Source organism: Sphingomonas aerolata (genome assembly GCF_023935825.1).
GTDB classification, from domain to species: domain Bacteria; phylum Pseudomonadota; class Alphaproteobacteria; order Sphingomonadales; family Sphingomonadaceae; genus Sphingomonas; species Sphingomonas aerolata.
In genome coordinates, this window is record NZ_CP098762.1 from 134,991 (window position 1) to 158,769 (window position 23,779).

At 62.9% G+C, this 23,779-nt stretch carries 20 protein-coding genes and 1 pseudogene; 8 read left to right on the plus strand and 13 right to left on the minus strand.

Annotation, left to right across the window (positions count from 1 at the left end; genetic code table 11):
• Positions 1-2 precede the first annotated feature (2 nt).
• Positions 3-254, minus strand: a complete 252-nt coding sequence (locus tag NEF64_RS00610) for a hypothetical protein (RefSeq protein WP_031394336.1) — start codon at positions 252-254, stop codon at positions 3-5.
• The gene (argH, locus tag NEF64_RS00615) at positions 251-1,618 is read right to left on the minus strand and encodes an argininosuccinate lyase (RefSeq protein WP_031394335.1); all 1,368 of its coding nucleotides are present in this window, start codon (positions 1,616-1,618) and stop codon (positions 251-253) included. Before argH ends, NEF64_RS00610 begins: the two co-directional genes overlap by 4 nt.
• Before the next feature lie 139 nt (positions 1,619-1,757).
• Here argH and NEF64_RS00620 point away from each other — a divergent pair, with 139 nt between their 5' ends.
• On the plus strand, positions 1,758-2,270 hold the full coding sequence (locus NEF64_RS00620) for a TlpA family protein disulfide reductase (RefSeq protein WP_320466497.1): 513 nt from the start codon (positions 1,758-1,760) through the stop codon (positions 2,268-2,270).
• A gap of 191 nt (positions 2,271-2,461) precedes the next feature.
• Here the strand turns inward: NEF64_RS00620 and NEF64_RS00625 are convergent, their stop codons facing one another.
• Positions 2,462-2,632: an MmyB family transcriptional regulator gene (locus tag NEF64_RS00625; RefSeq protein WP_234387550.1), complete on the minus strand. Its 171-nt coding sequence runs from the start codon at positions 2,630-2,632 to the stop codon at positions 2,462-2,464.
• A gap of 130 nt (positions 2,633-2,762) precedes the next feature.
• Here NEF64_RS00625 and NEF64_RS00630 point away from each other — a divergent pair, with 130 nt between their 5' ends.
• Positions 2,763-2,930, plus strand: a complete 168-nt coding sequence (locus NEF64_RS00630) for a hypothetical protein (RefSeq protein ID WP_156360518.1) — start codon at positions 2,763-2,765, stop codon at positions 2,928-2,930.
• 23 nt (positions 2,931-2,953) lie between these two features.
• Here the strand turns inward: NEF64_RS00630 and hisN are convergent, their stop codons facing one another.
• The 5 genes and pseudogenes from hisN to NEF64_RS00650 all read right to left on the minus strand — a co-directional run bounded on the left by hisN (position 2,954) and on the right by NEF64_RS00650 (position 6,320).
• Complete coding sequence (hisN, locus tag NEF64_RS00635) at positions 2,954-3,730, minus strand: histidinol-phosphatase (protein ID WP_252574453.1); 777 nt, start codon at positions 3,728-3,730, stop codon at positions 2,954-2,956.
• The gene (locus tag NEF64_RS00640) at positions 3,727-4,869 is read right to left on the minus strand and encodes an MFS transporter (RefSeq protein WP_056409634.1); all 1,143 of its coding nucleotides are present in this window, start codon (positions 4,867-4,869) and stop codon (positions 3,727-3,729) included. The genes hisN and NEF64_RS00640 overlap by 4 nt, the downstream gene beginning before the upstream one ends.
• 17 nt (positions 4,870-4,886) lie before the next feature.
• A complete protein-coding gene (locus NEF64_RS00645; protein ID WP_235516551.1) occupies positions 4,887-5,474 on the minus strand; it encodes a DeoR/GlpR family DNA-binding transcription regulator in 588 nt (195 codons plus the stop codon).
• Positions 5,475-5,513: 39 nt separating this feature from the next.
• Positions 5,514-5,678, minus strand: a pseudogene (locus NEF64_RS19330) (HTH domain-containing protein); the annotation flags it as partial.
• A 207-nt stretch (positions 5,679-5,885) separates the two neighbouring features.
• The gene (locus NEF64_RS00650) at positions 5,886-6,320 is read right to left on the minus strand and encodes a VOC family protein (protein WP_031394156.1); all 435 of its coding nucleotides are present in this window, start codon (positions 6,318-6,320) and stop codon (positions 5,886-5,888) included.
• A 247-nt stretch (positions 6,321-6,567) separates the two neighbouring features.
• On the opposite strand from NEF64_RS00650, the gene NEF64_RS00655 reads away from it, so the two are divergent.
• Positions 6,568-7,035 carry a GFA family protein gene (locus NEF64_RS00655; RefSeq protein WP_261362622.1) on the plus strand — a complete coding sequence of 156 codons (468 nt, stop codon included), beginning with the start codon at positions 6,568-6,570 and terminating at the stop codon, positions 7,033-7,035.
• A 971-nt stretch (positions 7,036-8,006) separates the two neighbouring features.
• On the opposite strand, the gene NEF64_RS00660 is transcribed toward NEF64_RS00655, so the two are convergent.
• From NEF64_RS00660 to NEF64_RS00680, 5 genes are all read right to left on the minus strand, one after another.
• Positions 8,007-8,900, minus strand: coding sequence for a plasmid partitioning protein RepB C-terminal domain-containing protein (locus tag NEF64_RS00660; RefSeq protein ID WP_056409630.1), 894 nt, complete (start codon positions 8,898-8,900; stop codon positions 8,007-8,009).
• Positions 8,897-9,796, minus strand: coding sequence for a plasmid partitioning protein RepB C-terminal domain-containing protein (locus tag NEF64_RS00665; RefSeq protein ID WP_056409769.1), 900 nt, complete (start codon positions 9,794-9,796; stop codon positions 8,897-8,899). The genes NEF64_RS00660 and NEF64_RS00665 overlap by 4 nt, the downstream gene beginning before the upstream one ends.
• Positions 9,793-11,631, minus strand: coding sequence for a recombinase family protein (locus tag NEF64_RS00670; RefSeq protein WP_338112123.1), 1,839 nt, complete (start codon positions 11,629-11,631; stop codon positions 9,793-9,795). The genes NEF64_RS00665 and NEF64_RS00670 overlap by 4 nt, the downstream gene beginning before the upstream one ends.
• 309 nt (positions 11,632-11,940) lie before the next feature.
• Positions 11,941-12,525: a recombinase family protein gene (locus NEF64_RS00675; protein ID WP_056409626.1), complete on the minus strand. Its 585-nt coding sequence runs from the start codon at positions 12,523-12,525 to the stop codon at positions 11,941-11,943.
• A 344-nt stretch (positions 12,526-12,869) separates the two neighbouring features.
• On the minus strand, positions 12,870-15,101 hold the full coding sequence (locus tag NEF64_RS00680) for a TonB-dependent siderophore receptor (RefSeq protein ID WP_252574456.1): 2,232 nt from the start codon (positions 15,099-15,101) through the stop codon (positions 12,870-12,872).
• An 87-nt stretch (positions 15,102-15,188) separates the two neighbouring features.
• Between NEF64_RS00680 and NEF64_RS00685 the strand changes: the two genes are divergently transcribed.
• The 5 genes from NEF64_RS00685 to NEF64_RS00705 all read left to right on the plus strand — a co-directional run bounded on the left by NEF64_RS00685 (position 15,189) and on the right by NEF64_RS00705 (position 23,446).
• Positions 15,189-17,006 carry a M14 family metallopeptidase gene (locus NEF64_RS00685; RefSeq protein ID WP_252574901.1) on the plus strand — a complete coding sequence of 606 codons (1,818 nt, stop codon included), beginning with the start codon at positions 15,189-15,191 and terminating at the stop codon, positions 17,004-17,006.
• Between the two features lie 239 nt (positions 17,007-17,245).
• On the plus strand, positions 17,246-17,986 hold the full coding sequence (locus NEF64_RS00690; protein ID WP_252574459.1) for an ABC transporter ATP-binding protein: 741 nt from the start codon (positions 17,246-17,248) through the stop codon (positions 17,984-17,986).
• The gene (locus tag NEF64_RS00695; protein ID WP_252574461.1) at positions 17,983-19,422 is read left to right on the plus strand and encodes an ABC transporter permease; all 1,440 of its coding nucleotides are present in this window, start codon (positions 17,983-17,985) and stop codon (positions 19,420-19,422) included. The genes NEF64_RS00690 and NEF64_RS00695 overlap by 4 nt, the downstream gene beginning before the upstream one ends.
• Positions 19,419-20,711, plus strand: coding sequence for a DUF3526 domain-containing protein (locus NEF64_RS00700; protein ID WP_252574464.1), 1,293 nt, complete (start codon positions 19,419-19,421; stop codon positions 20,709-20,711). The genes NEF64_RS00695 and NEF64_RS00700 overlap by 4 nt, the downstream gene beginning before the upstream one ends.
• A gap of 122 nt (positions 20,712-20,833) precedes the next feature.
• Positions 20,834-23,446 (plus strand): TonB-dependent receptor plug domain-containing protein, encoded by a 2,613-nt coding sequence (locus tag NEF64_RS00705; protein ID WP_252574466.1) that lies wholly within the window; start codon positions 20,834-20,836, stop codon positions 23,444-23,446.
• Positions 23,447-23,779: the final 333 nt, after the last annotated feature.

Genomic DNA, 23,779 nt, shown 5'->3' on the forward strand with positions numbered 1-23,779 from the left:
GATCAGTTGGAAGGCGGCAGGTTGAATTCGTCGCTCCGCCGCTCGCGCGAGCTGGTGAGCAATTCATCACTGCGTTCGGGGCGCTGCTGCGGCGTCGGTGTCAGCAGCGCGGTCGGCGTCGGTGTCGTCTTCGCCCCGTAAGGCGCGACCGGCAGCGATTTGCCGGGCGCGGGTTCGAGCCCGTCGGCCGCCCCGCAGGCGGTCAGCGACAGACCCGACAGGGTCAGCCCGGCAAGAAGGATCAGGCGTGTCATTCGCTCGTCTCCCGTGCGGCGCGGATCGCGGCGCGTACATTGTCGGGCGCGGTGCCGCCGAAGCTGGTCCGGCTGGCGACCGACGCATCGACCGACAATACGCCGTAGACCCGGTCATCAATCCGCGCATCGATCGCCTGCAGATCCTCGATCGACAAAGCGTCGAGCGCGATGCCCAGATCCTCCGCGCGTTTCACCGCACGTCCCGTCACATGGTGCGCCTCACGGAACGGCAGCCCCGCCTCGCGCACCAGCCAGTCGGCAAGGTCCGTCGCGGTCGCAAAGCCCGCCTCGGCCACCGCGCGCATCCGCTCGGTCCGGAACGTCGCGCTCTCGACCATCCCGGTCATCGCCGCGATCGACAGCGCGAGCAGGTCGTGCGCCTCGAACACCGGCGGCTTGTCGTCCTGCATGTCCTTCGAATAGGCGAGCGGCAGGCCCTTCATCGTCACCATCAGCGCGGTCATGCAGCCCATGATCCGCCCCGAATGCCCACGCACGAGCTCGGCGGCATCGGGATTGCGCTTCTGCGGCATGATCGAGCTGCCCGTCGACCACTGGTCGCTGAGCGCGACGAAGCCGAAGGGCTGCGACGCCCAGAGCACGAATTCCTCCGCCAGCCGCGACAGGTGCAACGCGCACTGGGTGGCCGCGACGAGGTAATCGAGCGCGAAGTCGCGGTCGCTGACCCCGTCCAGGGAATTGGTCATCGGCCCGTCGAAGCCGAGCGCATGCGCGGTCATCTCGCGGTCAATCGGAAAGCCCGTCCCCGCCAGCGCCGCCGAGCCGAGCGGCGAGCGGTTCATTCGCACGCGCGCATCCGCAAACCGGCTGACGTCGCGCGCGATCATCGCGTGATACGCCATCAGGTGATGGCCGAGCGTCACCGGCTGCGCGGATTGCAGATGCGTGAACCCCGGCATCACGCTCGCCGCATGCTCCTCGGCCCGCACGAGCAGCGCCGCCTGGAACCCGCCGAGCGCCGCCAGCACCTGGTCGATCGCATCGCGGACCCAGAGCCGGAAGTCGGTCGCGACCTGGTCGTTGCGCGACCGCGCGGTGTGCAGCCGCCCCGCGACCGGACCGATCGCCTCGGCCAGCCGCGCCTCGGTCTGCATGTGGATATCCTCGAGGACGAGGTCCTCGGCGACGCCATTGGCAGCATAGTGCTCGGCGACGCGGTCGAGACCCGCAGCGATCGTCGCGGCGTCCTCGGCCGACACGATACCGCGTGCGCCGAGCATCGCGACATGCGCCTTGGAGCCGGCGATGTCCTGCTTCCACAGTCGCTTGTCGAAGGGGATCGAGGCGTTTATCTCCCGCATGACCGCGGCCGGACCCTCGGCGAAGCGTCCACCCCACATCGCATTGGAGCCGTCCATGTCCTCCCCTTCTCTGCTCTCAAGGGCGTCGATCGTCTGTCTCCTGGGTAGCGCAATGCTGATTGCGGGCTGCGATAGGAAATCGCCGGCTCCGGAGCAAGCAAACGCGGCAGGCGCCGCGATGGGCAATGGCGCCGCATCGGACGAAGTCGCGGCCTCGCCCGACGAAGCGACCGGCACCCCCGTCGCCCCGGTCGACAAGATCGACCGCAGCCACAAGGGCGAGACGGGGCCGACGTCCAGCTTCACCGCCCCCGGTGGAAAGTCCGTCACGCTCGCCAGCTTCAAGGGCAAGCCGCTGCTGCTCAACCTGTGGGCGACCTGGTGCGCGCCCTGCGTCGCCGAGATGCCGACACTCGACGCGGTCGCGGGCGCAATGAAGGACAAGGTCCAGGTCGTCGCGGTCAGCCAGGACCTTCAGGGCGCCGAGAAGGTCACGCCGTTCTTCGCGCAAAAGGCGTTCACGACGCTGAAACCCTATCTCGACGCCAAGGCCTCGCTCAGCATCGCCTATCAGGCGAACCTGCCGACCACGATCCTCTATGATTCGGACGGGCGCGAGGTCTGGCGCATGCTGGGTGGCTATGAATGGAACACCCCCGCCGCGGCAAAGTTGATCGCCGAAGCCCGCTGAACGCCCCGCACGACGACGCGCCGCTCCGCCGCGAAAGCAGGACGGGCGCGTCATCGGCATTCAGGGTAAGCGCACCCTTCTGTATCACGCGTGTCGCTTGTTCTGCATCTCGTCCGTGCGCCTCAGCTCCCATTGGGATCCTAAGGAACATCCGACGCCAGACACGAAAACTCCTGCTGCCTGCTTGCTGACTAGCCCGCGAGCACCGCGCGGATGCGATCGGCCATATCGGGATCGACCGGGTTGTAGACGATCATCCCCAAGTCGGGGCGACCATCGACCGCAAAGCCCGAATATTCCAGCTCCATCGCGCCCAGAACGGGGTGGTGCAGCCGCTTGGTGCCCTCGCCGTGGAAGCGCACGTAATTGTCCCCCATAGAGCCGCGAATTCGGGACTAGTCGCGCACAGCTCGGTGACGAGCTGGCCGACCTCGAACAGCGATTCCCTTCCGCGCGATTGCCGAGACGATCGGCGAGACCTTCAGCCTGCCCGTGACGTCGGTAAGCGCAGACGAAGCCAGCGCGCATTTCGGCTGGCTCGCCGCCTTCGTGTCGAAGGACATGTCGGCGTCGAGCGCGCTGACCCGCGAGCGGCTGGGCTGGAACCCCGACGGGCCGACGCTGCACGCCGACATCCGCGCGATGACGGGCAGGACGTGACACCACGGGCGGCGAGGAAGCGGTCATCCCAGGATCCGCAATGCTTCGGCATGGAGTGCCGGAGTCGCGGCGACCAGCACCGCGCCGCCTTCCTCCGCCCGCCCTCCGTCGAGCCGCGTGACGACACCGCCCGCGCGCTCGATGATCGGGATCAGCGCGACGATGTCATAGGGCTGGAGCAAGGGCTCGATCGCGAGGTCGATCCGGCCTGCCGCGATCATCGCCATCGCATAGCATTCGCCGCCATAACGGATCATCCGCACAGCCGCCTTCAACCGTGCGAAACCGGGCGCGAGGTCGTCGCCGAAATGCTCGGGCGAGGTGGTGTGCAGGATCGCGCGATCGAGGCTGCCGACGTCGCGCGTCGCCAGCGGTCGGCGCACACCGTCCCGCTCGGTCCACGCGCCGTCGCGATCCGCCCAGAAGCGTTCGCGCGTGAAGGGCTGGCTCATCATCCCCAGCTCGGCCCGGCCGTCGACCGTCAGCCCGATCAACGTCCCCCAGACGGGCAGGCCACAGATGAACGGGCGGGTGCCGTCGACCGGATCGAGCACCCATCGAACACGCCCGCTGCCCGTCCGCCCGAATTCCTCACCGAGGATGGCATGGTCGGGGAAATGCGCACCGATCTCGGCGCGGATCGCGACTTCCGCCTCGCGGTCCGCCTCGGTCACGGGGTCGAAGCTGTATCCCTCCTTCACCTTGGTATCGACCGCGATGTCAGTGCGGTAGCGGGGCATCGTCTCGGCATCGGCAAGGTCGGCAAGGCGATGCAGGAAGGCGGTGTCGGGAAGGATCATGATCGACGTCCATTGGCGGTGGCGGCCTTCGCACACAGCGGCACGAGACACAGGAGCGCGGTGAGCAGCCAGAAGGCGGCGGGCAGGCCGATGCCCTGCGCGACAAAGCCGATCACGGCGGGACCGGCGAGGATGCCCGCGTAACCGATCGTCGTGACCGCGGCGATCGCAAGACCCGCGGGCATGACGGTCTGCTTGCCGGCCTGGCGGAACAGGATCGGCACGACGTTCGACGCGCCAAGACCGATCAGCAGGCACCCCAGGAGCGCGACCGGTGCGACCGGCGCGAGCAGCATGACGCCATAGCCGAGCAGCGAGAGCAGCCCGCCCCACAGCATCGTCCGCCGATCCCCGAGCCTCGCGACGATCGCATCCCCGGTCAGCCGCCCGGCAGTCATCGCCACCGCGAAAACGCTGTAGCCGAGCCCTGCCTGCGTGACCGGTAGCAGGCCCTTGCCGCTCAGCAGCAACGCCCCCCAGTCGAGCATCGCGCCTTCGGTCAGGAAGGTGATCGCCGCGAGCGCCGCGAGCAGGATCACGATCCCGCGCGGGATCACGACCAGCGGGGCCTCCTCGGTCCTGGGGGTCGGGATGAGCCGGGGCGCGGCCAGTGCCAGCGTCGCGATCATCAGGACCGATGCTGCGACGACCCCGGCGCCCGGACTGATCCTTAACGACAGGACGGCGGTCAGCAGCGCCGATCCGACGAAGCCGCCGACGCTAAACAACCCGTGGAACCCGGACATCAGCGGCGTGCCGGCCTGCTTCTCCACTTCAACCGCATGCACGTTCATGCCGACTTCGATCACGCCGAGGAATGCGCCGAACAGCAGCAGCGCGACCGCCATGGTCGGCACCGTGGGCGCAAAGGCGAGGAAGGGCAGCAGGATCGCCTGCCCGATGCCGCCGACAAGGATCGCCGGTCGCGCGCCCAGCTTCGAGGTCAGCGGCCCCGCAAGCTGCATCGCGCCCACCGAGCCGAGGCCGAGACACAGCAGCAGCAGCCCGAGCGATCCGTCCCCGATCGCCAGCCTCTGCTTGGCCAGCGGAACGAGCGGCGCCCAGCAGGCGAGCCCGAAGCCGGACACGAGAAAGGCCAGGCGCGTCGCAAGGCGCGCGCCGGAAGTTTGAATCGTCACTCGCGGATATCCTTGGATCAGCGCTGGCCGCGCGGGTCTTGCGGGTCGGCACGCGCGATGGTGGCGCCGGCCTTCGTCAGATCGCGCACAAGGTCGGCATCGGCGTCGTGCTCGACGACGATCTGCGTAAGGGCATCGACGCCGAGGACCCGGTGCGGGGCGTGCTGGCCGAGCTTGTCGTTCGTCGCGAGGACGATCGTGCTGTGACTGCGCGCGGTCAGCGCACGTTTGAAACCGGCATCGGCCGGGTCATAGGCACTGACGCCCCCCTCGGCGGATACCGCGCACGCGCCGAGGACACACAGGTCGATATTGAGCCGCGCGATCGCCTCGAGCGCCGTACCATCGACGGCACCGCCGACCATCCGGTCGATCATACCCCCCACCACCAGCAGATCGATGTCGTCGCGATGCTGGAGCGCCGCGGCGATCGTCACCGAACTCGTCGCGATGGTCAGATTGAGATAGGACGGCAGCGTCTCGACAAGGGCGAGATTGGAACTGCCGTTGTCGATGAAAACAAGGCTGCTCGGTTCGATGACCCGAACGGCGGCGTCAGCCAGCGCCCGCTTCCTGTGCACATCCTCGCCGACGCGCTCGGCCATCGGCCTCGCGCCTTCGACGACAGGCAAGGCGCCGCCATAGACGCGGCGACACAGGCCCTCCGCGGCAAGACCCCGCAGATCCCGCCGGATCGCATCCTCGGAAACGCCGAACTCCTTGGCAAGCGTACCAGCATGAACCGGTTCGCCCAGGGATAGACGGGCAAGGATCGTATCGCGACGGCTGGACGGGATGTCATTTGGCATCCGCTGTTCCTAGCCCGATGATCGTGCACAAACAAGAGAGATACCCATCAATCATGCATTAACGGGCATTGTGCCTACATCGTGCAAACGATGGCTCCCCATTTTCCATTTCGTGGATGCAAAATCGGGAAGCGTACAAACCTGCTGGCTGTAAGCGCCTCGGGCGAAGCCGCTGTCCTCTCAGGGGCTTCCGACGGGGTAAGCGCCTCAGGTCGACCCCCTAGACTCACGGTACACGGCCTCAATATTGTTGCCGTCGGGATCGTACATGAAGGCTGCATAATAGCCCTCGGGATAGCCATCCGAACGCAGACCGGGTGCGCCGTTATCCACCCCTCCCGCAGCCAGCCCGTGGCGGTAAAAGTCTTCGACAGCTTCGCGCGATGTAGCGCGGAACGCCGTGTGTTGCCTCGCGCCGGTTGGATGGAAAACGTCGAGCCAGAACGCGGGATATTCGGTACCGAAAGCGACGCCTGCCAGGTCGGCGTCCCCATCGTTGGCCAGCCCCATAGTCGCGTTGATCCGCATGACGACTTTAGCCCCGAGGGGGCGAAGTGCTGCTTCGTAGAACCGCGCAGATCGAACGATGTCAGTGACACCGATGCCGGTATGATCAAGGAGCCAATTGGAAGCGTCTGCCATCGGATCTCTCCACCAGATTGCTGCTCGTTGTCTTATCAGACCATGCCCGGCAAAATCGTCGCTTCGCAAGCTCAACTGGGTTCGTCGCGCTTCCCAAAGTGCCTTAACCTTCGGCAAAGACGCCGCGTTCGGTGTGGCTAGCTACGCCCCCCCCTCAGATGCTGCCGTTCCGCTTGCCGCTCCGCCCCGAATATTCCGCGTCCTCCCCATTGCGAATGGTCGGCCGATATGGAATTCTACAGCGATGATGACCAGCACTGGGGGATGTCAGTGTGGCGCGGTGCGGTTCCGGATTGACGCTGATCTGGAAGACGCCTCCATCTGCCATTGTCGAATGTGCCAGAAGGCAACGGGCGGACTGTTCGGACCTTATGTCGGAGCGCCCTTGTCTGCCGTGACCTGGACCCGCGGTCAGCCCGGTCATTTTCAGAGTTCGAATAAGGCTCGTCGTGGGTTTTGCCGGGATTGTGGCACGCCGCTCACCTTCGAATATGGTGAGGGAAGCATCAGTTTCACGCTCGGTGCCATGGACGAACCACGCCTGGTTCATCTGACCGAACAGCTCGCGTCGTCCGAGCGCATCGCCGACTTTCAGGCATTGGCGAATTTCCCCGAACACCCGCTAGATGAGCCACGAGCGGCGGAGCATCTGGCAGGAATTAGATCCCTTCAGCATCCTGACCATGATACCGTTGCGTGGCCACCGAAGACATAGACCGCAGTCCGCTTTCTTGCGGTTCCGATCCGTCGCTTGACGCAGCAGAGCATGCGCCTGCAATCTGCTGACACTTCCCGTGATGTAAGGACACGATGATGGTTCTCATGTTGGCGCTCCTGCTCGCAGCACCGCAAGGATGCATCGATACACGCCGCGAATGCCGCGCCTGCACCACGACCGATGGCAAGCAGGGTTGCTCGAATCCGGGCATCGCGTGCCAGCCTCTGACCCGCCTGTGTCGCCCGAACACCGACAAAGCCGCCGCGGAACGCCCCAAGACTGCAAAGCCAGACCACCGCTGAGTCCGCAGTGATGGTCCAAACCCACAAATGGGGCATCAGCAACTATGCGGCAGAACTGCACCCGGCCGATCCCAAAGGACGGCACGCCGTCGCATACCTCTGTCATGGAGGTTCGGTCTCGGCGTCGAAGGGTGAAGCGTGTCCTTTGACACATAAACCTGACCGCTCACGTCAGAACAGAACATGATCTGTCAAAACCAGCTGACAGAATTGTTGACCGATCACGCAATTTTTTGACAAGATTTTGTCCTAGACGATCACCCAAGCCCCTGCCCCTCCGGCATCTCGCGTAGCGGATTGGCGAATTATGGGGTCGAAGCAGTAGCAAGCAGCGCCTGGTACGAGCGGCGTGGTGGCAATTGACTACCCGGCGGCTTCGCGCCCCGATGTACTCTCGCTCACCAACAAATAACATGGCCGCGATTTATCGCTGACCGAGATTGAAGCCCGTAGCTAACGCACGGCACCTGATCGCGCTTGCCATTCCGATCTTCCGCCAGAGCATGCTGAGACATGACACGGCCCCGTATCATCCTGATGATCGTGCGATGGCCGAGTCGGGTGCCGCCCTTACCATTTTTGGCAAAACGCTCACCTAGGCACGCCCGATGCGGGCCAAAGCTGTCGCCGCCTCTCTTAACTCCGCTATGAAGGGCGAGGCTTCGGCTACGCTGCCTTCTGCAGATCGCTCAATTTTTGAAACTCTGTGAGAATGTCGGCGTGATGCTGCGCCAAGTAGCGGACTATGCGGACGTTACCAAGCAATCGGTTCACGTAGCCGGCTGCAAGCATCAGGTCGTACTGATCAGAGCTGTACGTCTGCTCAACCGCGCGCAGCTGCCGGTCGACGTTCTCGCTTTCGCGCTGCATCGTCGCCACCTGATCCTCGGTTAGGCCGGCCATGCGCCGCGGCTTGCCGGCGACGAGTTGATCATCGGGTGTGGAGGCGACTAGCGAACGGGCATAGCTTACCGAGAACCGGTTCATAGTGACCATAGCCATGGCGGCTTCGACTTGGCGGACGGGCTTCATAAAACGAAGCTCGGTGAACACGTGGATGGGCACGTGCCGGTCTTTAAGTAGCTCAGCCGCCTCAGGGCAAATCCCAACCAACAGGTTCCGCTTCTTTCGAATGCTGGCAATGTCGACGTTCAGCGCCCGCGCGAGCCTTTCCTCAGATACCCCCTTCTTGACCGCGTTCAGGATCATCCGATGCTCTTGAATGGTCGCGATCCGGCTGACTCGCTTGTTATAGGTGAAGGCTTCGTCGTCGGTCGCAACTAGGCATACGAGCTCAGTGTCGCCGCGCTCCCGCACGATCTCAACACGCAGATGTCCATCAAGCAGATGGTAGCGTTCGGGATCGGTTGCATCTCGAGCGACCACGGGCGGCTCGATGATACCGACCTCGGCGATGGAAGCGGCGATCTGCCCGTACTTTACCGACTTCTTCACCGACGCGGAGATCGTGCGAAGCGGCATGATGCAGTCAATAGGAATGCGAAGGCTCGCCTCCTCAAAAGCCAGCTTGACTGGGATGGCCGTGTGCCGACTGCTCACGACGAGGCTTCCATGCGATCAAGGTGCAATGCGAGATTCTCGGGCATGGTCCCGAGCCCCTCATCCTCGATTAGGGCCGTAAACTGCTCGCTGAGACTAAGCCGGCGCAGCGCCTCGGTAACAAGAAGAAGTCGGTCACGTGCAACGTTAGCCCTTCGGATCAGGCCGCGCTTCCGATCGACGTCCTCCTGGTATGCACGGATCAGCGCTGCCGGCGACAGTTTCTGGTTAACTGGCGGCTTACCGGTCTGCTGTCTTAGGTGCTTACCACGCCGGCGCCGCTCTTCGACGATGCGTTTTGCCGCCATCAGCTTACGTCCGCGCAGCGTTCCCTTTTCATAAGCCAGTTGGAGAGCACGCTGTACGTCGTGATCTTCCGCCTCAGCGATATCAACGGCAACGCTTAATGGAATAGTCCGCGCTTCGACCGAACGTAGCAAGCGCTGTTCGCCTTTTTCGAGGAGGCGACCGACGCCACTTACATATTCGAGCGTGAGGCCGGTCTTGCGAGCAATCTGGGGCAAGCTGTGCCCGCGCTTGCGCATGCCGCCGATGTCCTGGAGCAAGTCAATCGCACTGTGCTGGCGCCGGGCACAATTCTCGACCAGGCTGGCGATCAGACAATCCTCGGGATCGGCTAACACGACGAGGGCAGGCACCTCGATCTGTCCAAGTTCCTGATACGCTTCAAGGCGTCCTTGACCACAAACGAGATCGTAGAAGGGCCCGTCTGCCTCCACTCGACGCGTGACAGTAATCGGTCGTTTGAGCCCGACTTGAGCGATATTGTCGACGATTTCCGTAAACGAACGCTTGTTGCGGACTCGCGGATTAACGACGGTAATCCGCTCGAGCGGGATCCATTCCACACGCTGAGCGGGGCGGGCGGTGCTCATGCGGCAGCCCTCCACAAACGTCGCGCCGCCATGCGGTGAAAGGCGGACAGATCGTCAAACCGATATGCATCGAGCGACAGGCCGTTATGCTCACATAGGCGCAGCACGGCGTCACCGATGTCGAGCCGGGGCAGGAGATAGTAGTCGCGGGGAAGCTCGTTACCCGGTGCCATACGTACCGCAACCGTCAAGTCGGGTTTGAGTGGAGTATCAAGCCTGACCTTCCAGCGGAGTGTACCTGCCGCGGTCTGGGCACAGCGCACCACTACTAACGACGCAGTGAACTCGCCGTTGATGGTGAGTAGGTCGGTTTCAGCGTCGCGAACAACGGTGCCGCCGGCCTGCTCCAGCGCGGCCATTGTATCGTAGACAATCGCGGGATGGAGCTGCCGCAGCTTCCGATTGATTTCTAAATAGCGATAGTCACGATCGGGGGCGAAGCCGACCAGCTCGTAGGCGCGCAGCAGGCTGCCGAAGCGGCTACGATAGGCGCTACTCGACGGTGCCTCCTCGGCTTCGTCGATGATAAGACCGGTCAGCATACCCTTGGTGCTGAAGATAGATGCCAGCAGCGCAAGCATCATCTCGTCGCTCAACCTTGCAGAGCGCGCGTCGATGATGGCGCGTGTTCGCGCGAAAACGACCCGGTCGACGACGGGCGTGAACGCGCCCTCGGCCCTGATCCACTCATCTTCAGTGTTCAAGACGTGCTTCCGTTTGAGCTTAAATGATGTGCGCGCCCAGACGTTGTCGCCGACATATTTTTCGTTGATGAGTAGCTGGTGGACGGTGCCCCTGGTCCAGGCGCGTCCAAGATCGGTGACGAGCCCGCGCTCGTTGAGCAGGTTAGCGATGTCACGCTCCGACTTCTCCGCATCGGTGAACAGTCGATAGACTTCTCGGACTAGGGCCACCTCATCCGGCGGGCCTGGCACGAGGATGACGCGATCGGTCGCAATGCTCTTGTGTTCACCGCGGCCGAGCTCGCCCTTAGGTTCGCCATTCACGTCGACGAGGAGCCGGCGCAGCCCGAAGCCGGCGGCACCGCCTTGGCGGTAACCGCGCCGTATAAGGTTGGCCTGTCCCGCGAACACCTTAACCGAAAGCTCGCGGCTGTATTCGGCTGCCATGGTGCGTTTGACGGTCTTGATTATCGATGAGCTGATGCTGCCGTCATTGCGAAACTGCTCAGCGCAATATTCGACCTGAATGCCGGCAGCGCGGATACGCAGTTCATGCGTAGCGGCCTCGTCCGGATCCTGGAAGCGGCCGAGCCTGCTTACGTCGTAAACGAGCAACGCCTGAAAGTCGGTACGCCCTGCCTCGATGTCAGCGAGCAGCAGCTTCAGACCTGTGCGGCCAGAGAGATTGAGGCCACTCTTCCCATCGTCCTTGTAGGTGTGGACGATCTCATAGCCATGGGTGTCAGCGAAGCGCCGGATCGCAACCCCCTGGTTGTCGGTCGAGTATTGCTGATGCTCGGTCGACATGCGGACGTATTCAGCCGCTCGTATGCGTGGTGGCTCCGGTGACTCGTCATTGTCGGGTGTGTTCCAGTTGATAACCATTAGCGGCCTCTCACCAAAGGCGCGCGCGCCCGCCGCCGCCACTATCCTGAAAGGGACGGCAACATGTTTCCAAAAACCGGCAAGGGATTTCAAAATGAGGGAGGGAGGCTGACCGAAGCCGCTTATATTGCTGCGATCAGCGAAGCCCTGCGGACCGAGATTGGAACAGGCGTCGGAGCCTCTAAGCAGATTCAGCGATGGACAGAGGCGTCCGACCGTACGGCGCGGAACTGGCTGAGCGGGAATGTCGGACCCAGCGACCATCATCTGGTGAGGCTAGCGCGCGAGTCCGATGCTGTGCTCTCTGCCGTGCTCACCATGGCTGCGCGACCTGAGTTGGGACTTGCAAATGATCTGCACGCGGTGGAGGTTGCGCTCGCTAAAGCAAGCGGAGCATTCGAGGTACTACGCCGACGGCGAGCTCTCGGAACGCGGTAGCCCGTTTCATCGCATCCCGGCTTCTGCATCCGAATCGTTACGACGATTCATTTCGAATCGCCTGATCAGAGCATCGGCCTTTTGGAGTCTACTTATGCGAGACGGCCCTGCGAGAAGAACCCAAAGCCGACCAGGGACTTAAGTTTTCGTCTGCGCGGTCCAGCCGATCCGTGCAAGCGTCCCGAGTAGGGTGGAGCGCGGCACTTTAAAGGTTCGACAGACAGACGCCTTACTGGCCCCGCCATCTAACGCGGCCGTAATTCGTTCGAGTGTTTCAACGTCAATCATCGGCGGGCGGCCGCCCTGGCGGCCCCGGCGTTTGGCCGCGGATAGTCCCGCCATCACCCGTTCGCGCGTCAGCGCACGCTCATATTGTGCCAATGCGCCGAACATAGAGAACAGTAACTCACCGTGGGGAGTGGTTGTATCCATCTGCTCAGTTAGGGACCGGAACGCGATGCCTCGCCCCTTCAGGTCTGTAACGATCGCCAAAAGGTGGGGTAGCGAGCGTCCGAGCCGGTCGAGCTTCCAAACGACCAACGTGTCGCCTGCGTTCAGATAGTCGAGACAGGCTTTAAGCCCCGGTCGATCGTCACGCGCGCCTGATGCTTTGTCGGTATGAAGATGACGATGATCGACGCCAGCTGCAACCAGCGCATCGCGCTGGAGATCGACCGTCTGGCGATCGTCGGCCGACGATACCCGCATGTATCCGACCAGCATGTACGACAAACCCTCAAAAGCATGTTTCCACACAAACTATCAAAGCGACAGGGTTTGTCGATTGTTAAAGCCTACGGGGCGTTTGGTTTGGCAAAAGCGTACGCCCGGGTGTCGCCTATCATGTGTTTCCCGACAGGGCGCGGGGCAAAAGCTGCCCGGCCGCTCACGCCCAAAGCCGGTCATAGCGAGAAGATCGGTTGTTCCTGAAAGCGGACATTTCGAACCGGGGTTCTGACACTTCTCGTGGCGCAAAAATGCTTGGGGCCTGCGGTAGCTTCACAACCGACCGGTTCTGACATCATCATATGACAAAGAACTACACGCGCGGGCCATACAGGGGGCCATCAAATCTTGAAGCCGGCGCGCACCAGAAACTGGCGTGGCGCACCAGGCTGGATCCACACCCGCGAGTAGCTGCTGGACGAATAGTCCCGATCAAACAGATTGGTGACCTCACCCGAGATCCGGACCGTAGCAGTCACGTCTACGGCAGCGTTGAGCCTGACCGTCGTGTAGGCCGGCAGCTTGAAGAACGAACCGTCGAGAAAGCGGTACCCGGTTTCGCCAAGTCGCTGACCTGCATAGTTGATGCCGCCTCCGATCGTCAGCGTGCGATTGCCCAAGGTAAAGTCCTTGAACAGCAGAGCGGAGCCGCTGGTTTTCGGGATGTTGATGAGCGGATCGCCGATACGCAATTGGTAGCCGAAATTGGGATCCGATGCCGCGGCTCTTACTTCCGCCTCAAGATAGGCGAAGGTCACCGCCAGCCGCAGATCGGCAGGCAGCGACAGGTCCGCATCGAACTCGACCCCCCGACTGCGCGCCTTGCCCAATGCGCGCGAAAATCCGGGATTGGTCGGATCGGCGGTCAGCACATTTTCCTTGTCGAGCTGGAACAGCGCAATCGTTCCAGTCAGCCGCTCCTCAAGGGCGGCGAACTTGGCGCCCACTTCATAGCTTTGCGTATATTCGGGCTGGAACAACGTGGCGGCGCCGCGGGTGTCAGGTGCGCCCGTGCCGGCATTCGCCCGAAAGCCGCGGGCATAGCTGGCGTAAAGGGTCAACGGCGCACCCACGACATAGGCGATACCGACCTGCGGGCTAAAACGCTGCTGCACCTGCCGTGCGGCGAGCGCTGGTACGCCGGTCCCGCTGCGGATGCGGAAATCGACTTGCTGTTCCAGATGATCGTAGCGACCGCCGAGGCGTACCTTCAGTGCGTCGGTGATATCGATCTGGTCCTGGAGATACAGTCCCCAACTCCACTGCCGCTCGCGTTGATCAGTGAACGGCACCAGAGAGGGCAGATTGCCATAAACGGGTGCAAAGACGTTGATCGCGTTCGCACCAGCAAGCTGGGCAGGCGTCGCCGACGCACTCAGCGCGTTCGCACCGGTGCCGGGGCGGAATCGGTCCTGACGGGTGGCTAGGTCGAACTCGTCGTAATCCGCACCGAACAGCAGGTGATGTCGGATGCTGCCGGTGTCGAGGTGCCCACTGAGTTCGGCGCGGAACACCAGATTCTTGGTGTCATAGTTTCGGAACCGCCGCTGGCGCGACAGGATCGGCGTTGTCACAACGGCGGCATTGCTGAAATAAGGCTGGCGCCCGTCGGCATTCTCGGGATCACTGGAGAAACCCTCAAGGCTGGTGTTGCGATAGGAGCCACCGAGCAGCAGCGACCAGCGCTTGCTGAAGTCGTGCTGGAGCTGCACCTGATGACCCAATGCATCGACGACGATGTCGCCGTCGCCCGGCTCCCCCAGAAAGCGCCCGCGTGGCAGGCCCTGCGGATCGCCGTTAACGGCCGCGACGCCGCGATCGAACGGCGCTTCCTGGCGCACATATTCCAGTTCGTAGGACAGCCGAGTGTCGCGATCGAGTGCGACCAGGACGGATGGCGTCACCGTATATTTCTTGAAATGCACGAAATCGCGGAAGCTGTCGCCCTCGTCATAGGCGCCGGTCACGCGCACCGCGACACCGCCGGCGATCGGCGCATTGATATCCGCCTCGCCCCGGAAGCGATCGAAGCTGCCATAGGCCGCGGTAATGCCTGCCGCGAAGCGATCGAACTGCGGCTTCTTGGTAACGATGTTGATCGCGCCGCCCGGTTCGCCGCGGCCGAACAGCGCCGAGGACGGGCCTTTCAGGATCTCGATCCGCTCGACATTCGATGTGTCGCGAATTCCGCCATACCCGCGTGAGGCGGGAAAGCCGTTGAGCAGGTAACTGCTTGCGGTACTGTCGTCGCCCGCGAAGCCGCGAATGGCGAAACTGTCAAAGAACCCGCCGAAATTGTTCTGACGCGAAACACCGCTGGCGAAATCGAGCGCGTCATCGAGCCGGGTGATCCCGGCATCGGCCAGCATCTCGGCAGACAGAACCTGCACGCTCTGGGGCAGTTCACGTAAGGGCACGTCGCCGCGATACTGCTGGCGCAGGCCAGTCACAGTGATGTCAGCATTGCCGTTGGCCGCTTCTGTCGCCCCAGCCTGATCGTCGGCGATTGCCTTCGCGGCTTGTGCCGCCGCGCGATCTGCCGTCAGCAGCGCCGCCCCTGTCAGTAACATCATCTTCCATTGCGTCGCCACGCCATCCCCCTTCGTGGAACTAATCGACAGCTCTTGCTGCTGCGCAGCATTTCATGCAAGAAGAAAGATATGTTATCTCATTATACCTCCTTCAGATCCGCACGTGGAACCCGCCGTTTTGCCCTCCTTCTGTCCACAGTGTTGCTGCCGCTCTCGCCGCCTGCGCACGCTCAGGCAATCGATGTTCAAAGCGTTCTGCCCCCTGTGTTGCCTTGGTCGGGAGCGAGCGAGCGACTGATCGTGGGCGCGGACGACCCCTGGATCACGCCGGCCGAACGTGCTGGATTCCAAACGACCCCCACCTATGCCGAGACGCGCGCCTGGCTCGAAAGGCTCGTCAAAGCATCGCCACTTTTGAAAATGGAGACGTTCGGCAAAAGCGGCGAAGGACGTGATCTTCTGATGGTCCGAGCGCACAAAGGCATCGCGCGCAAGCCGGTCGTGCTTGTCCAAGGGGGCATTCATTCCGGCGAGATCGACGGCAAGGACGCCGGGCTGATGTTGCTGCGGGACATAGCATTGCGCAGCAAAGACGACCTCCTTGATCGCGTCGATCTGGTGTTCGTGCCGATCTACAACGTCGATGGGCACGAACAGCGCAGCGCGTACAATTTCGTGCATGTGCGCGGGCCGGCGCAAAAGGGTACCGATGCCAACGCACGCAACATCGATCTGAACCGAGACTATGCCAAGGCGGACGCGCTCGAAACGCGCGCGATGATCGGGCTGATCCGCTCGCTTGACCCGATCCTCTACATCGACTGCCATGTCAGCGAAGGCTTCGACATGCAGTATGACGTGACCTACACCTATGCGGGGTGGGGGACGTATGCGCGCCATCGCGCGACCGCCAACTGGCTTCAGACGAGGTTCGGCCCGGCGGTGTCCAGCGCGCTGACCGCGGCCGGCCACACGCCGATCATGTACCCCAGCCCAATTGATACGCGGAATCCGACCCGCGGCATCCGCTACAGCCCCGAAGGGCCGCGCTATTCCACCGGCTATGGCGATTTCATCGGCATGCCGACGGTGCTGGTCGAGAACCACATGCTCAAGCCCTATCGGCAGCGCGTGCTCGGCACCTATGTGCTGCTGGAAAAAGCGTTAAGGGTCGCGGCACGCGACGCGAAGCAAATCGCGGCTGCCAAGGCCGCGGACCGGGCAAGCCGGCCGACGACACTGATGACGCGGTGGAAACCGCGCGGAACGCCGATCGGGTGGGTCGAGAATTTCAAGGGAGTTGCTTTCGAATGGTATCTATCGCCTGCGACCGGGCGGCTGGAGCAGCGCTGGCTGGGTCGGCCTGTTCCCTGGCGCATGCCGATCATCGGGCAGGAGCCGATTGAAACAGTGCGGGTGCCCACCGCCTGGTGGGTACCGCCCGCTCAGACGGAGGTGATCGACCGGCTGCGACTGCATGGTATCCGCTTTGAGGTGCTTGCCGCGCCACGGGCGATGACGCTCGATCGCACCACTTTGGTCGACCCGAAGTTGAAAGCGCCAAGTGAAGGCCGCGTGCCGGTGGAGACGAGGCTTCTTCACGCTGCCGTCCACGAGACGATGCCGGCAGGCAGCCTGCGCGTGCCTGCTGACCAGCCGCTGGGGCTACTCGCCGCGTCGCTGCTAGAGCCGGAAAGCCAGGACTCCTTCCTTGCCTGGGGCTTCTTTCCCGAGGCAATGGCAGGAGCGCAAGTGGCGGAAGCGTTCGTGTCGGCGCCGCTGGCCGAAGCGATGCTCGCGGCCGACCCAACACTGCGTCCGGCATTTGAGGCGAAGCTCGCTGTCGATCCGGCCTTCGCTGCCGATCCGCAAGCACGGCTGACCTGGTTCGCGGAGCGGCTACCGAACAGCCAGGTGCGCGTCTATCCCGTCCGCCGTGAGGAGTGACCGCAATACCGCTTCCCAAAGGTATGGAATCGCTTGCTGGCTTGCCAGGGTCACAACCACCGGTTCTGGCACCAGAGCGATGAAGAACCTGTCGAACGAATAGTTCAACAAGGGATAGTCGTCAGAAGCGCCGACCCGCGTGTCGCGCGCTCCCAGCGCCCTTTCTCACCATGCGATGTTGCAACGCGGTAACAACGCCGTATGATACGCTATATCATGACGCATGCAGATTGAGGCCAATGCCCGATAATAACGGTAACCCTATCGCTATCCACGAACTGGCGCTTGCCTACGGCAACCATCGCGTTCTTGACGGTCTATCGCTGACTGTTCCCGCCAGCAGCATCACGGCCTTGCTGGGTGGCAACGGAGCGGGCAAGTCGACCACCTTGTCCGCTCTGCTTGGCTTTGTGCGCGCCGATGCGGGACAGATCGCGGTCTGCGGCATCGATCCAGGTGCTGACGCTGACGCTGCACGCCGACGCATTGCCTATCTCCCCGAGAACGTCGCGCTGTACGAGCATCTGAGCGCGGTTGAGAATGCCGATTACCTGCTGGCACTTGCCGATCAACGTCAGGATCGGGGAACGATCACCGACGCGCTGGCAGCTGCCGGGTTGCAGGACCGGGCGTGGGACCAGCGGCTGGGCGGCTTTTCCAAGGGTATGCGGCAGAAGGTCGCGATTGCAGTGGCGCTGCTGCGCGAAGTGCCGGTGCTGCTGCTCGACGAGCCGACCTCTGGTCTTGACCCGCGCGCAACCGCCGACTTCAACGCGCTGCTCCTGAAAGTGCGCGACCGTGGCACCGCAGTGCTGATGGTAACGCACGACCTCTTATCTGCCGCCGATGTCGCCGACCGCATCGCCTTCCTTGAACAGGGCCGGATCGTCGAGGATGTCGCGGCCACCGGGTCCGAAAGATTTGACATTCGCGCCCTGCACGCGCGATTCCAAGTCGGCGTAGGGACCCGTGCGGCGTGAGTGCGACACACCTAATCGCGCGTGACGAACTTCGGTTGATGGCACGCAACCGCGTGGCGGTGATCGCGCTTGTTCTGCTCGTCCTGCTGACCCTGGCGGCTGTACTCAGTTCATGGTCGCACCAACGCGGCATTGCCGAGCTGCGCACGAGGCATCAGCAGGTGGCCGCTGCGGCGTTCAAGGCTCAACCTGATCGCCACCCGCACCGCATGGTCCATTACGGCACCTTCATCTATCGCCCGCTGGGGGCGTTGGCCGCGTTCGATCCCGGTGTCGACGCCTATACGGGCAACAGCATGTTCCTCGAAGGCCACCGCCAGAACAGCGCCAATTTTGGCGACGTGCGGCAAAGCTCCTTGCTGGTCCGTTTTGGGCAACTCACCCCCGCCTTCGTCCTCCAGGTAGTCGCCCCATTACTGCTGATCTTCCTGGGCTTCGGCGTGCTGGCGCGCGAAACCGAACGGGGAACACTGCGATTACTGATGCTGCAGGGTGTCTCGCGCGGACAGCTGGTGCGTGGCAAGCTTGCCGCGCTCGGGATCGTGGCCTTGATCGTCGGATTACCGGCGATGATCGGTTTTGTTGCAGTCGTCGCGCAACCCGGCACGCTGGCGTTGCCAATGGCGGCTATCGGGCTTGGCTATGCGCTGTATCTTGCGTTGTGGGTCGTCCTGATCCTGCTCGCGTCGGGGTTTGCCCGGCGCGGGCGTGATGCCCTCCTTGCACTGCTGGCAATATGGACGGTCGCGGTCGTGCTGCTGCCGCGCATCGCCCCCGACATTGCGGGGGCCGCGGTGCCGCTCCAGAACCGTCTTCAGACCGATGTCGCCATCGCGCGCGACCTGCGCCAGCTGGGCGACAGTCACAATCCCGATGATCCGCATCTGGCAGCCTTCAAGCAGTCTGTCCTGCAGCGCTACGGCGTAACCCGGGTCGAGGATCTGCCGGTGAACTACAAAGGACTGCTCGCGATGGAGGGGGAGCGGCTGACGTCCGGCCTGTTCGATCGCTATGCAGGTGCCAGCTTCGCGGCGCAGACCGCTCAGAACCGGTTGGTCGATGCGATCGGTGTGCTGAGCCCAACGATCGCGATCCGCGCGCTGTCGATGGCCGCGGCGAACACCGACTTTGCCGGACATCGCCGCTTCCTCGAACAGGCGGAGGCGTATCGCTACGCCCTTGTGCAACGTCTCAACCGGATGGAGGCGAAGAACGTCAGCTACGCCGACGATATAGCCGAGGATGCGGGTGCCGATCGCCGCAAGCGGATCGCAGCGGACAATTGGCAACATATGCCTGATTTCGCCTTCGTTGCGCCAAGCGCCGCGGCGCTCGCGACCGCAGCACTGCCCGGGATCATTATTCTGGGACTGTGGCTGGCGGTAGCCACAATGCTGCTCACACGGGTGACCCGTCGTCTAGGAGCCCGTCAATGACGCTGTGGATGCATGAACTGCGCCTGCTGCTCCGTGCGCGACTAAGCGTCGCGGCACTGATCCTGCTGGCCATACTCACTGCCGCTTCTGTCACCGCGGGCATGGTGGAAACTTCCCGGCAGCGTACCGCGATCGCCGCGATCCCGGCCGCGCAGTCCGAAGATATCGCGGCCGTTGCCGACTATGTCGATCGGACCAAGGACGCGGGCAGTGCGGGCTATTACAGCTTCCACCCAACCTGGGACGCACCCTCCCCGCTGGCCTTCGCCGCAATCGGGATGCGCGACGTCACGCCCTATATTTTGCGCGTCCGGGCTTTGGGATTGGAAGCACAAATCTATGACGGCGACGTCTTCAATCCTGAGCTCGCTCTGCCGGGCCGGTTCGATTTCGCGTTCGTGCTCGTCTTCCTCGCGCCGCTGTTCGTCGTGGCGTTGTTCCACGATCTGACGTCCGGAGAACGCGAGGCGGGGCGGCTGCGAATGCTGGATGCCCTACCGCGGGGTGGCGCAACGCTGCTGCGGCGACGTATGCTGTTGCGTATCGCGCTGTTATGGGCGGCGCTTGCCGTGCCCTTCCTCGTTGCCGCGGTCGCGTCCGGCGTTGGGGGCGCAGCCATCCTGGCGGTTCTCGCCGTGATCCTCGCCTATCTCCTGTTCTGGATGGCGCTCGCCGCACTGGTCGCAAGACTCCGCTGGAGCTCGGTCGCAAACGCTGCAACGCTCGCAGCGTGCTGGCTTGTACTGGTGCTAGTCCTGCCGACACTGGCGCACGTCGCAATCAACCGGGCCGTGCCGATCGGTCAGGGCGCAGAGATCGCGCTGGCCCAGCGCGAGATGGTCAACCGCGCCTGGGACATTCCCCGCGAAACGACAATGCGCCGCTTCTATGCCGGTCATCCCGAATGGGCGGACTCCGCCCCGCTCGGATCCACCTTTCATTACAAATGGTATTTCGCATTCCATCAGGTCGGGGATGAAAGCGTCGCGACCAAGGTCCGTGCTTATCGAAGCGGGTTGGAACGCCGCGATGCCGCTGCGCGCATGCTTGGGTGGGTGCTGCCTTCGGTGGGAGTACAGGCTTTGCTGACACGGCTGGCTGACACCGACGTTCGCGCACAGCTGGCATATCGGGACCGAGTGCGTGCCTTCCACGCCAGGCTGCGCAATTTCTACTACGGGTATCTGTTTCGCGACCGGCCGTTTGGCAGAGCCGACTTTGGCCGGGCGCCGAGCTTTACCACTCGAATAAATGCTGCGGGTGGATCAGGCGAGGCTGCCGACCAGTGACGATACCGCCCCTCCACGGCGGTGATCGCTAACCCGGCGCTACCAGGCCTTCCGCTCTTCAAAAAAGCGGCCACCAGCAATTCCCCAAACATAATAAGATAACATCACCTAAGGGGATCTACATGCGATCATTCGCGATAGCGCTTGCCGCCACCGCTGCGATGCCGATGCCTGTGTTGGCGCAGGAGGTCGTTCGGGAAGCCGACGCAGTCGAAGACGACGATGAGGCCGGCGAGATCATCGTTACCGGCAGTCGTTTTGGTGGCCGCACGGCAACGCAATCGTCGACGCCGGTAGACGCCATATCGCGCGAGGCGCTGCAACAGAGCGGGCGTGTCGATCTCATCCAGATGCTGAAGGTTCAGGTGCCGAGCTTCAGCGCTCCGCGACCGCTGGCATCAGGTGTCGGCGATTTCATCCAGCCACCGTCCCTGCGCGGACTAGGGGCCGGCGAACTGCTCGTGCTGATCAATGGCAAACGTCGCCACACCACGGCCGACCTCAATTCGAGCAACGGCATCGGTCGCGGCGACGTCGCGGTTGATTTCAACGCCATCCCGACCCTTGCCATGTCGAGGATCGAAGTGCTGCGCGATGGTGCTGCCGCCCAATACGGCTCGGACGCGATCTCGGGGGTCATCAACATGATCCTCGACCGCTCGCTCGGCACCATCGCGCAGGCAGGCTATGTGCAGACCACGAAGGGCGACGGTGACACCTACGAGGCGAGCGCCTCCACCGGCATCCCGCTCGGAGCGAACGGCGTCCTGCGCCTGACCGCAGCTTACCAAGACCGGGACGGCACCAATCGTGCGCGGGCAGATACGCGGCAGCAGTATTTCGGGACGAACGCCGCTGGTCGGCCAGTCGCGCCTTCTGGCAACTATGGCTCCGGTGTTGGACTGACACCATCGAACGGGACGCTTGACCCGCGGGAAGCCGGGTTCGACCGGAACGTATTCCAGCAGGGCGATCAGCCAAACCGAAACTACCAGCTCTTCTACAACCTCGTCGCGCCCCTGCCAGGGGGGGCCGAACTTTACAGCTTTGGTGGGTACAATCGCCTCGATGGCGACATCCAGTATTTCTTCCGCCGTCCTGGACAGGACGAAACGGTACGCGCGCTCTACCCGGACGGTTACAGCCCAGGCCTCGACACCAGGCTGGAGAACATTTCCACCGCGATCGGTCTGCGTGGAGACGACCTGGCGGGGTTCGGTTGGGACCTGTCGACCGTCTATGGCGTCAGCACCGTCCGCACGACTTACGTCGACAGCGTCAACGTGTCCTTGGGGGCTGCCTCCCCGTCACGCTTTTACCGTGGCGGGAGCGACTTCTATCAGTGGACCTCGAACCTCGATTTCACACGAGAGATCCCGGTCGGTGACGATCAGCCGTTCAGACTGGCTTTCGGCGCCGAGTATCGCGAGGAAGCCTACCGTCTTTTCTCGGGGGCGCCTGATGGCTATCGCAATGGCGGGGTATTGATTCCGGATGGCCCCAACGCCGGTCGTCCGGGGCCGATAGGTTCGCAACCCGGACCAAGCAACGGACCCGATGATCGTGCGTCGATCACTCGCGACAGCGTCGCGATGTATGGCGAAGTGGAAAAGCAGTTTTTCGGCCGGCTGCTGCTGTCAGGTGCGGCCAGGCACGAACGTTATTCCGACTTTGGCACCACCACGAATTTCAAGGCTGCCGGGCGGCTCGGTCTGTTCGGCGGGCTGGCGCTGCGAGGCTCTTACAACACCGGCTTTCGTGCGCCTGCGCTGGCACAGTCCGGCTATAACGCATCGAATACGCTGATCCTCAACGGCGCCCAGGCGATCGTGCGGGTGGCGGCAGTCGACAATCCTGCGGCGCGGCTCGCAGGCGCGACCGATCTGAAACCTGAACAGTCACGCAACCTGTCGATCGGCACGGTCTTTGAGTCGGGTGGTTTCGCAGCGACACTCGACGCCTACCGGATCAAGGTGCGTGATCGCATCGCCATCTCATCGACCTTTCAGGACGTGCGCCTGACCAACTATTTGGCCGCCAATGGGCAGTCTGGCTTTGCTGCGTTGTCGTTCCTGACCAACGCGGTCGATACGGAAACCAAGGGCATCGATCTGGTTATAAACTATCGGCACCGCTTCGGAGACGGGAGCCGGATCAAGGCCACGCTTGCGGGTAATTATAACAAGACGACGTTCGACAGGATCGCGGGCACCCCGGCACCGATCGCGGCGCTGGGCATCACCACGCCACTCTTTGATCTCACCCAGCAGCTCCGCTTCTCTGACAGCCTACCGCGCGACAAGATCACGCTGGATCTGAATTATGCGCGAGGGCCGTTTACGTTGTCTGTCACCAACACCCGGTATGGTCGCGTCGCGACGGTAGCGTTGCTCAATCGTACGCCGGCTCAAGTCGCAGCTTTGGTACAGGGCTATGACGTTCGGTTGATTCCCTCAACAGGTAGCGCGGCGAACTCGGACATCATCCAGCGCTTTGGTGCCAAGATTCTGACGGATATCGATGTCGGCTGGCAGGCGACCCGTGCACTTAAGCTGAGCGTGGGAGCGCAGAACGTCTTCGACATCTATCCGGACGAGAATATCGCCTCAACGGTCTCTAGCGTTGCGGTCGGGAGCAATGGCGCCGACAATGCCGGCACCCAGCCTTACAACGCCGTTTCCCCCTTCGGATTTAACGGTAGATCAGTGTTCATGCGCGGCAGTTACAGCTTTTAACACGGCATGACTCAGGACGGAGTGTTGAGCGTAGCGATAACTGTAAGGGACCTGCTGCGTCGCTTCCCTTGAACGAGGCGCTGGCTGGGACGGGAGTCTCCCGCCCTTCGCACTGTCTGAACGATGACGCCAGTTCGTGGGCACCTATGTGGAAAACCCAGTCGCAATTACGATTATGCGACAAACAGGAGATTGCGGACAGGCTACTAGGCACTACGACGATCCTAGCCTGCCGCAAACATACCGTTTTCCGACACCCTCAAAATTATCCGTGTTCTCGCTTTACCCCGAGGTTCCTGACGTCGTTCGATAGCCCTGTCGGAAAGGTTGTGT

Excerpts from the sequence above, each read along its gene's own strand:
- NEF64_RS00610 (WP_031394336.1), bottom strand. The coding sequence starts at position 254 with ATGACACGCCTGATCCTTCTTGCCGGGCTGACCCTGTCGGGTCTGTCG.
- argH (WP_031394335.1), bottom strand. The coding sequence starts at position 1,618 with ATGTGGGGTGGACGCTTCGCCGAGGGTCCGGCCGCGGTCATGCGGGAG.
- NEF64_RS00620 (WP_320466497.1), top strand. The coding sequence starts at position 1,758 with ATGGGCAATGGCGCCGCATCGGACGAAGTCGCGGCCTCGCCCGACGAA.
- hisN (WP_252574453.1), bottom strand. The coding sequence starts at position 3,730 with ATGATCCTTCCCGACACCGCCTTCCTGCATCGCCTTGCCGACCTTGCC.
- NEF64_RS00645 (WP_235516551.1), bottom strand. The coding sequence starts at position 5,474 with ATGGCCGAGCGCGTCGGCGAGGATGTGCACAGGAAGCGGGCGCTGGCT.
- NEF64_RS00650 (WP_031394156.1), bottom strand. The coding sequence starts at position 6,320 with ATGGCAGACGCTTCCAATTGGCTCCTTGATCATACCGGCATCGGTGTC.
- NEF64_RS00655 (WP_261362622.1), top strand. The coding sequence starts at position 6,568 with ATGACCAGCACTGGGGGATGTCAGTGTGGCGCGGTGCGGTTCCGGATT.
- NEF64_RS00665 (WP_056409769.1), bottom strand. The coding sequence starts at position 9,796 with ATGAGCACCGCCCGCCCCGCTCAGCGTGTGGAATGGATCCCGCTCGAG.
- NEF64_RS00670 (WP_338112123.1), bottom strand. The coding sequence starts at position 11,631 with ATGATGGTCGCTGGGTCCGACATTCCCGCTCAGCCAGTTCCGCGCCGT.
- NEF64_RS00675 (WP_056409626.1), bottom strand. The coding sequence starts at position 12,525 with ATGCTGGTCGGATACATGCGGGTATCGTCGGCCGACGATCGCCAGACG.
- NEF64_RS00680 (WP_252574456.1), bottom strand. The coding sequence starts at position 15,101 with ATGATGTTACTGACAGGGGCGGCGCTGCTGACGGCAGATCGCGCGGCG.
- NEF64_RS00685 (WP_252574901.1), top strand. The coding sequence starts at position 15,189 with ATGTTATCTCATTATACCTCCTTCAGATCCGCACGTGGAACCCGCCGT.
- NEF64_RS00690 (WP_252574459.1), top strand. The coding sequence starts at position 17,246 with ATGCCCGATAATAACGGTAACCCTATCGCTATCCACGAACTGGCGCTT.
- NEF64_RS00700 (WP_252574464.1), top strand. The coding sequence starts at position 19,419 with ATGACGCTGTGGATGCATGAACTGCGCCTGCTGCTCCGTGCGCGACTA.
- NEF64_RS00705 (WP_252574466.1), top strand. The coding sequence starts at position 20,834 with ATGCGATCATTCGCGATAGCGCTTGCCGCCACCGCTGCGATGCCGATG.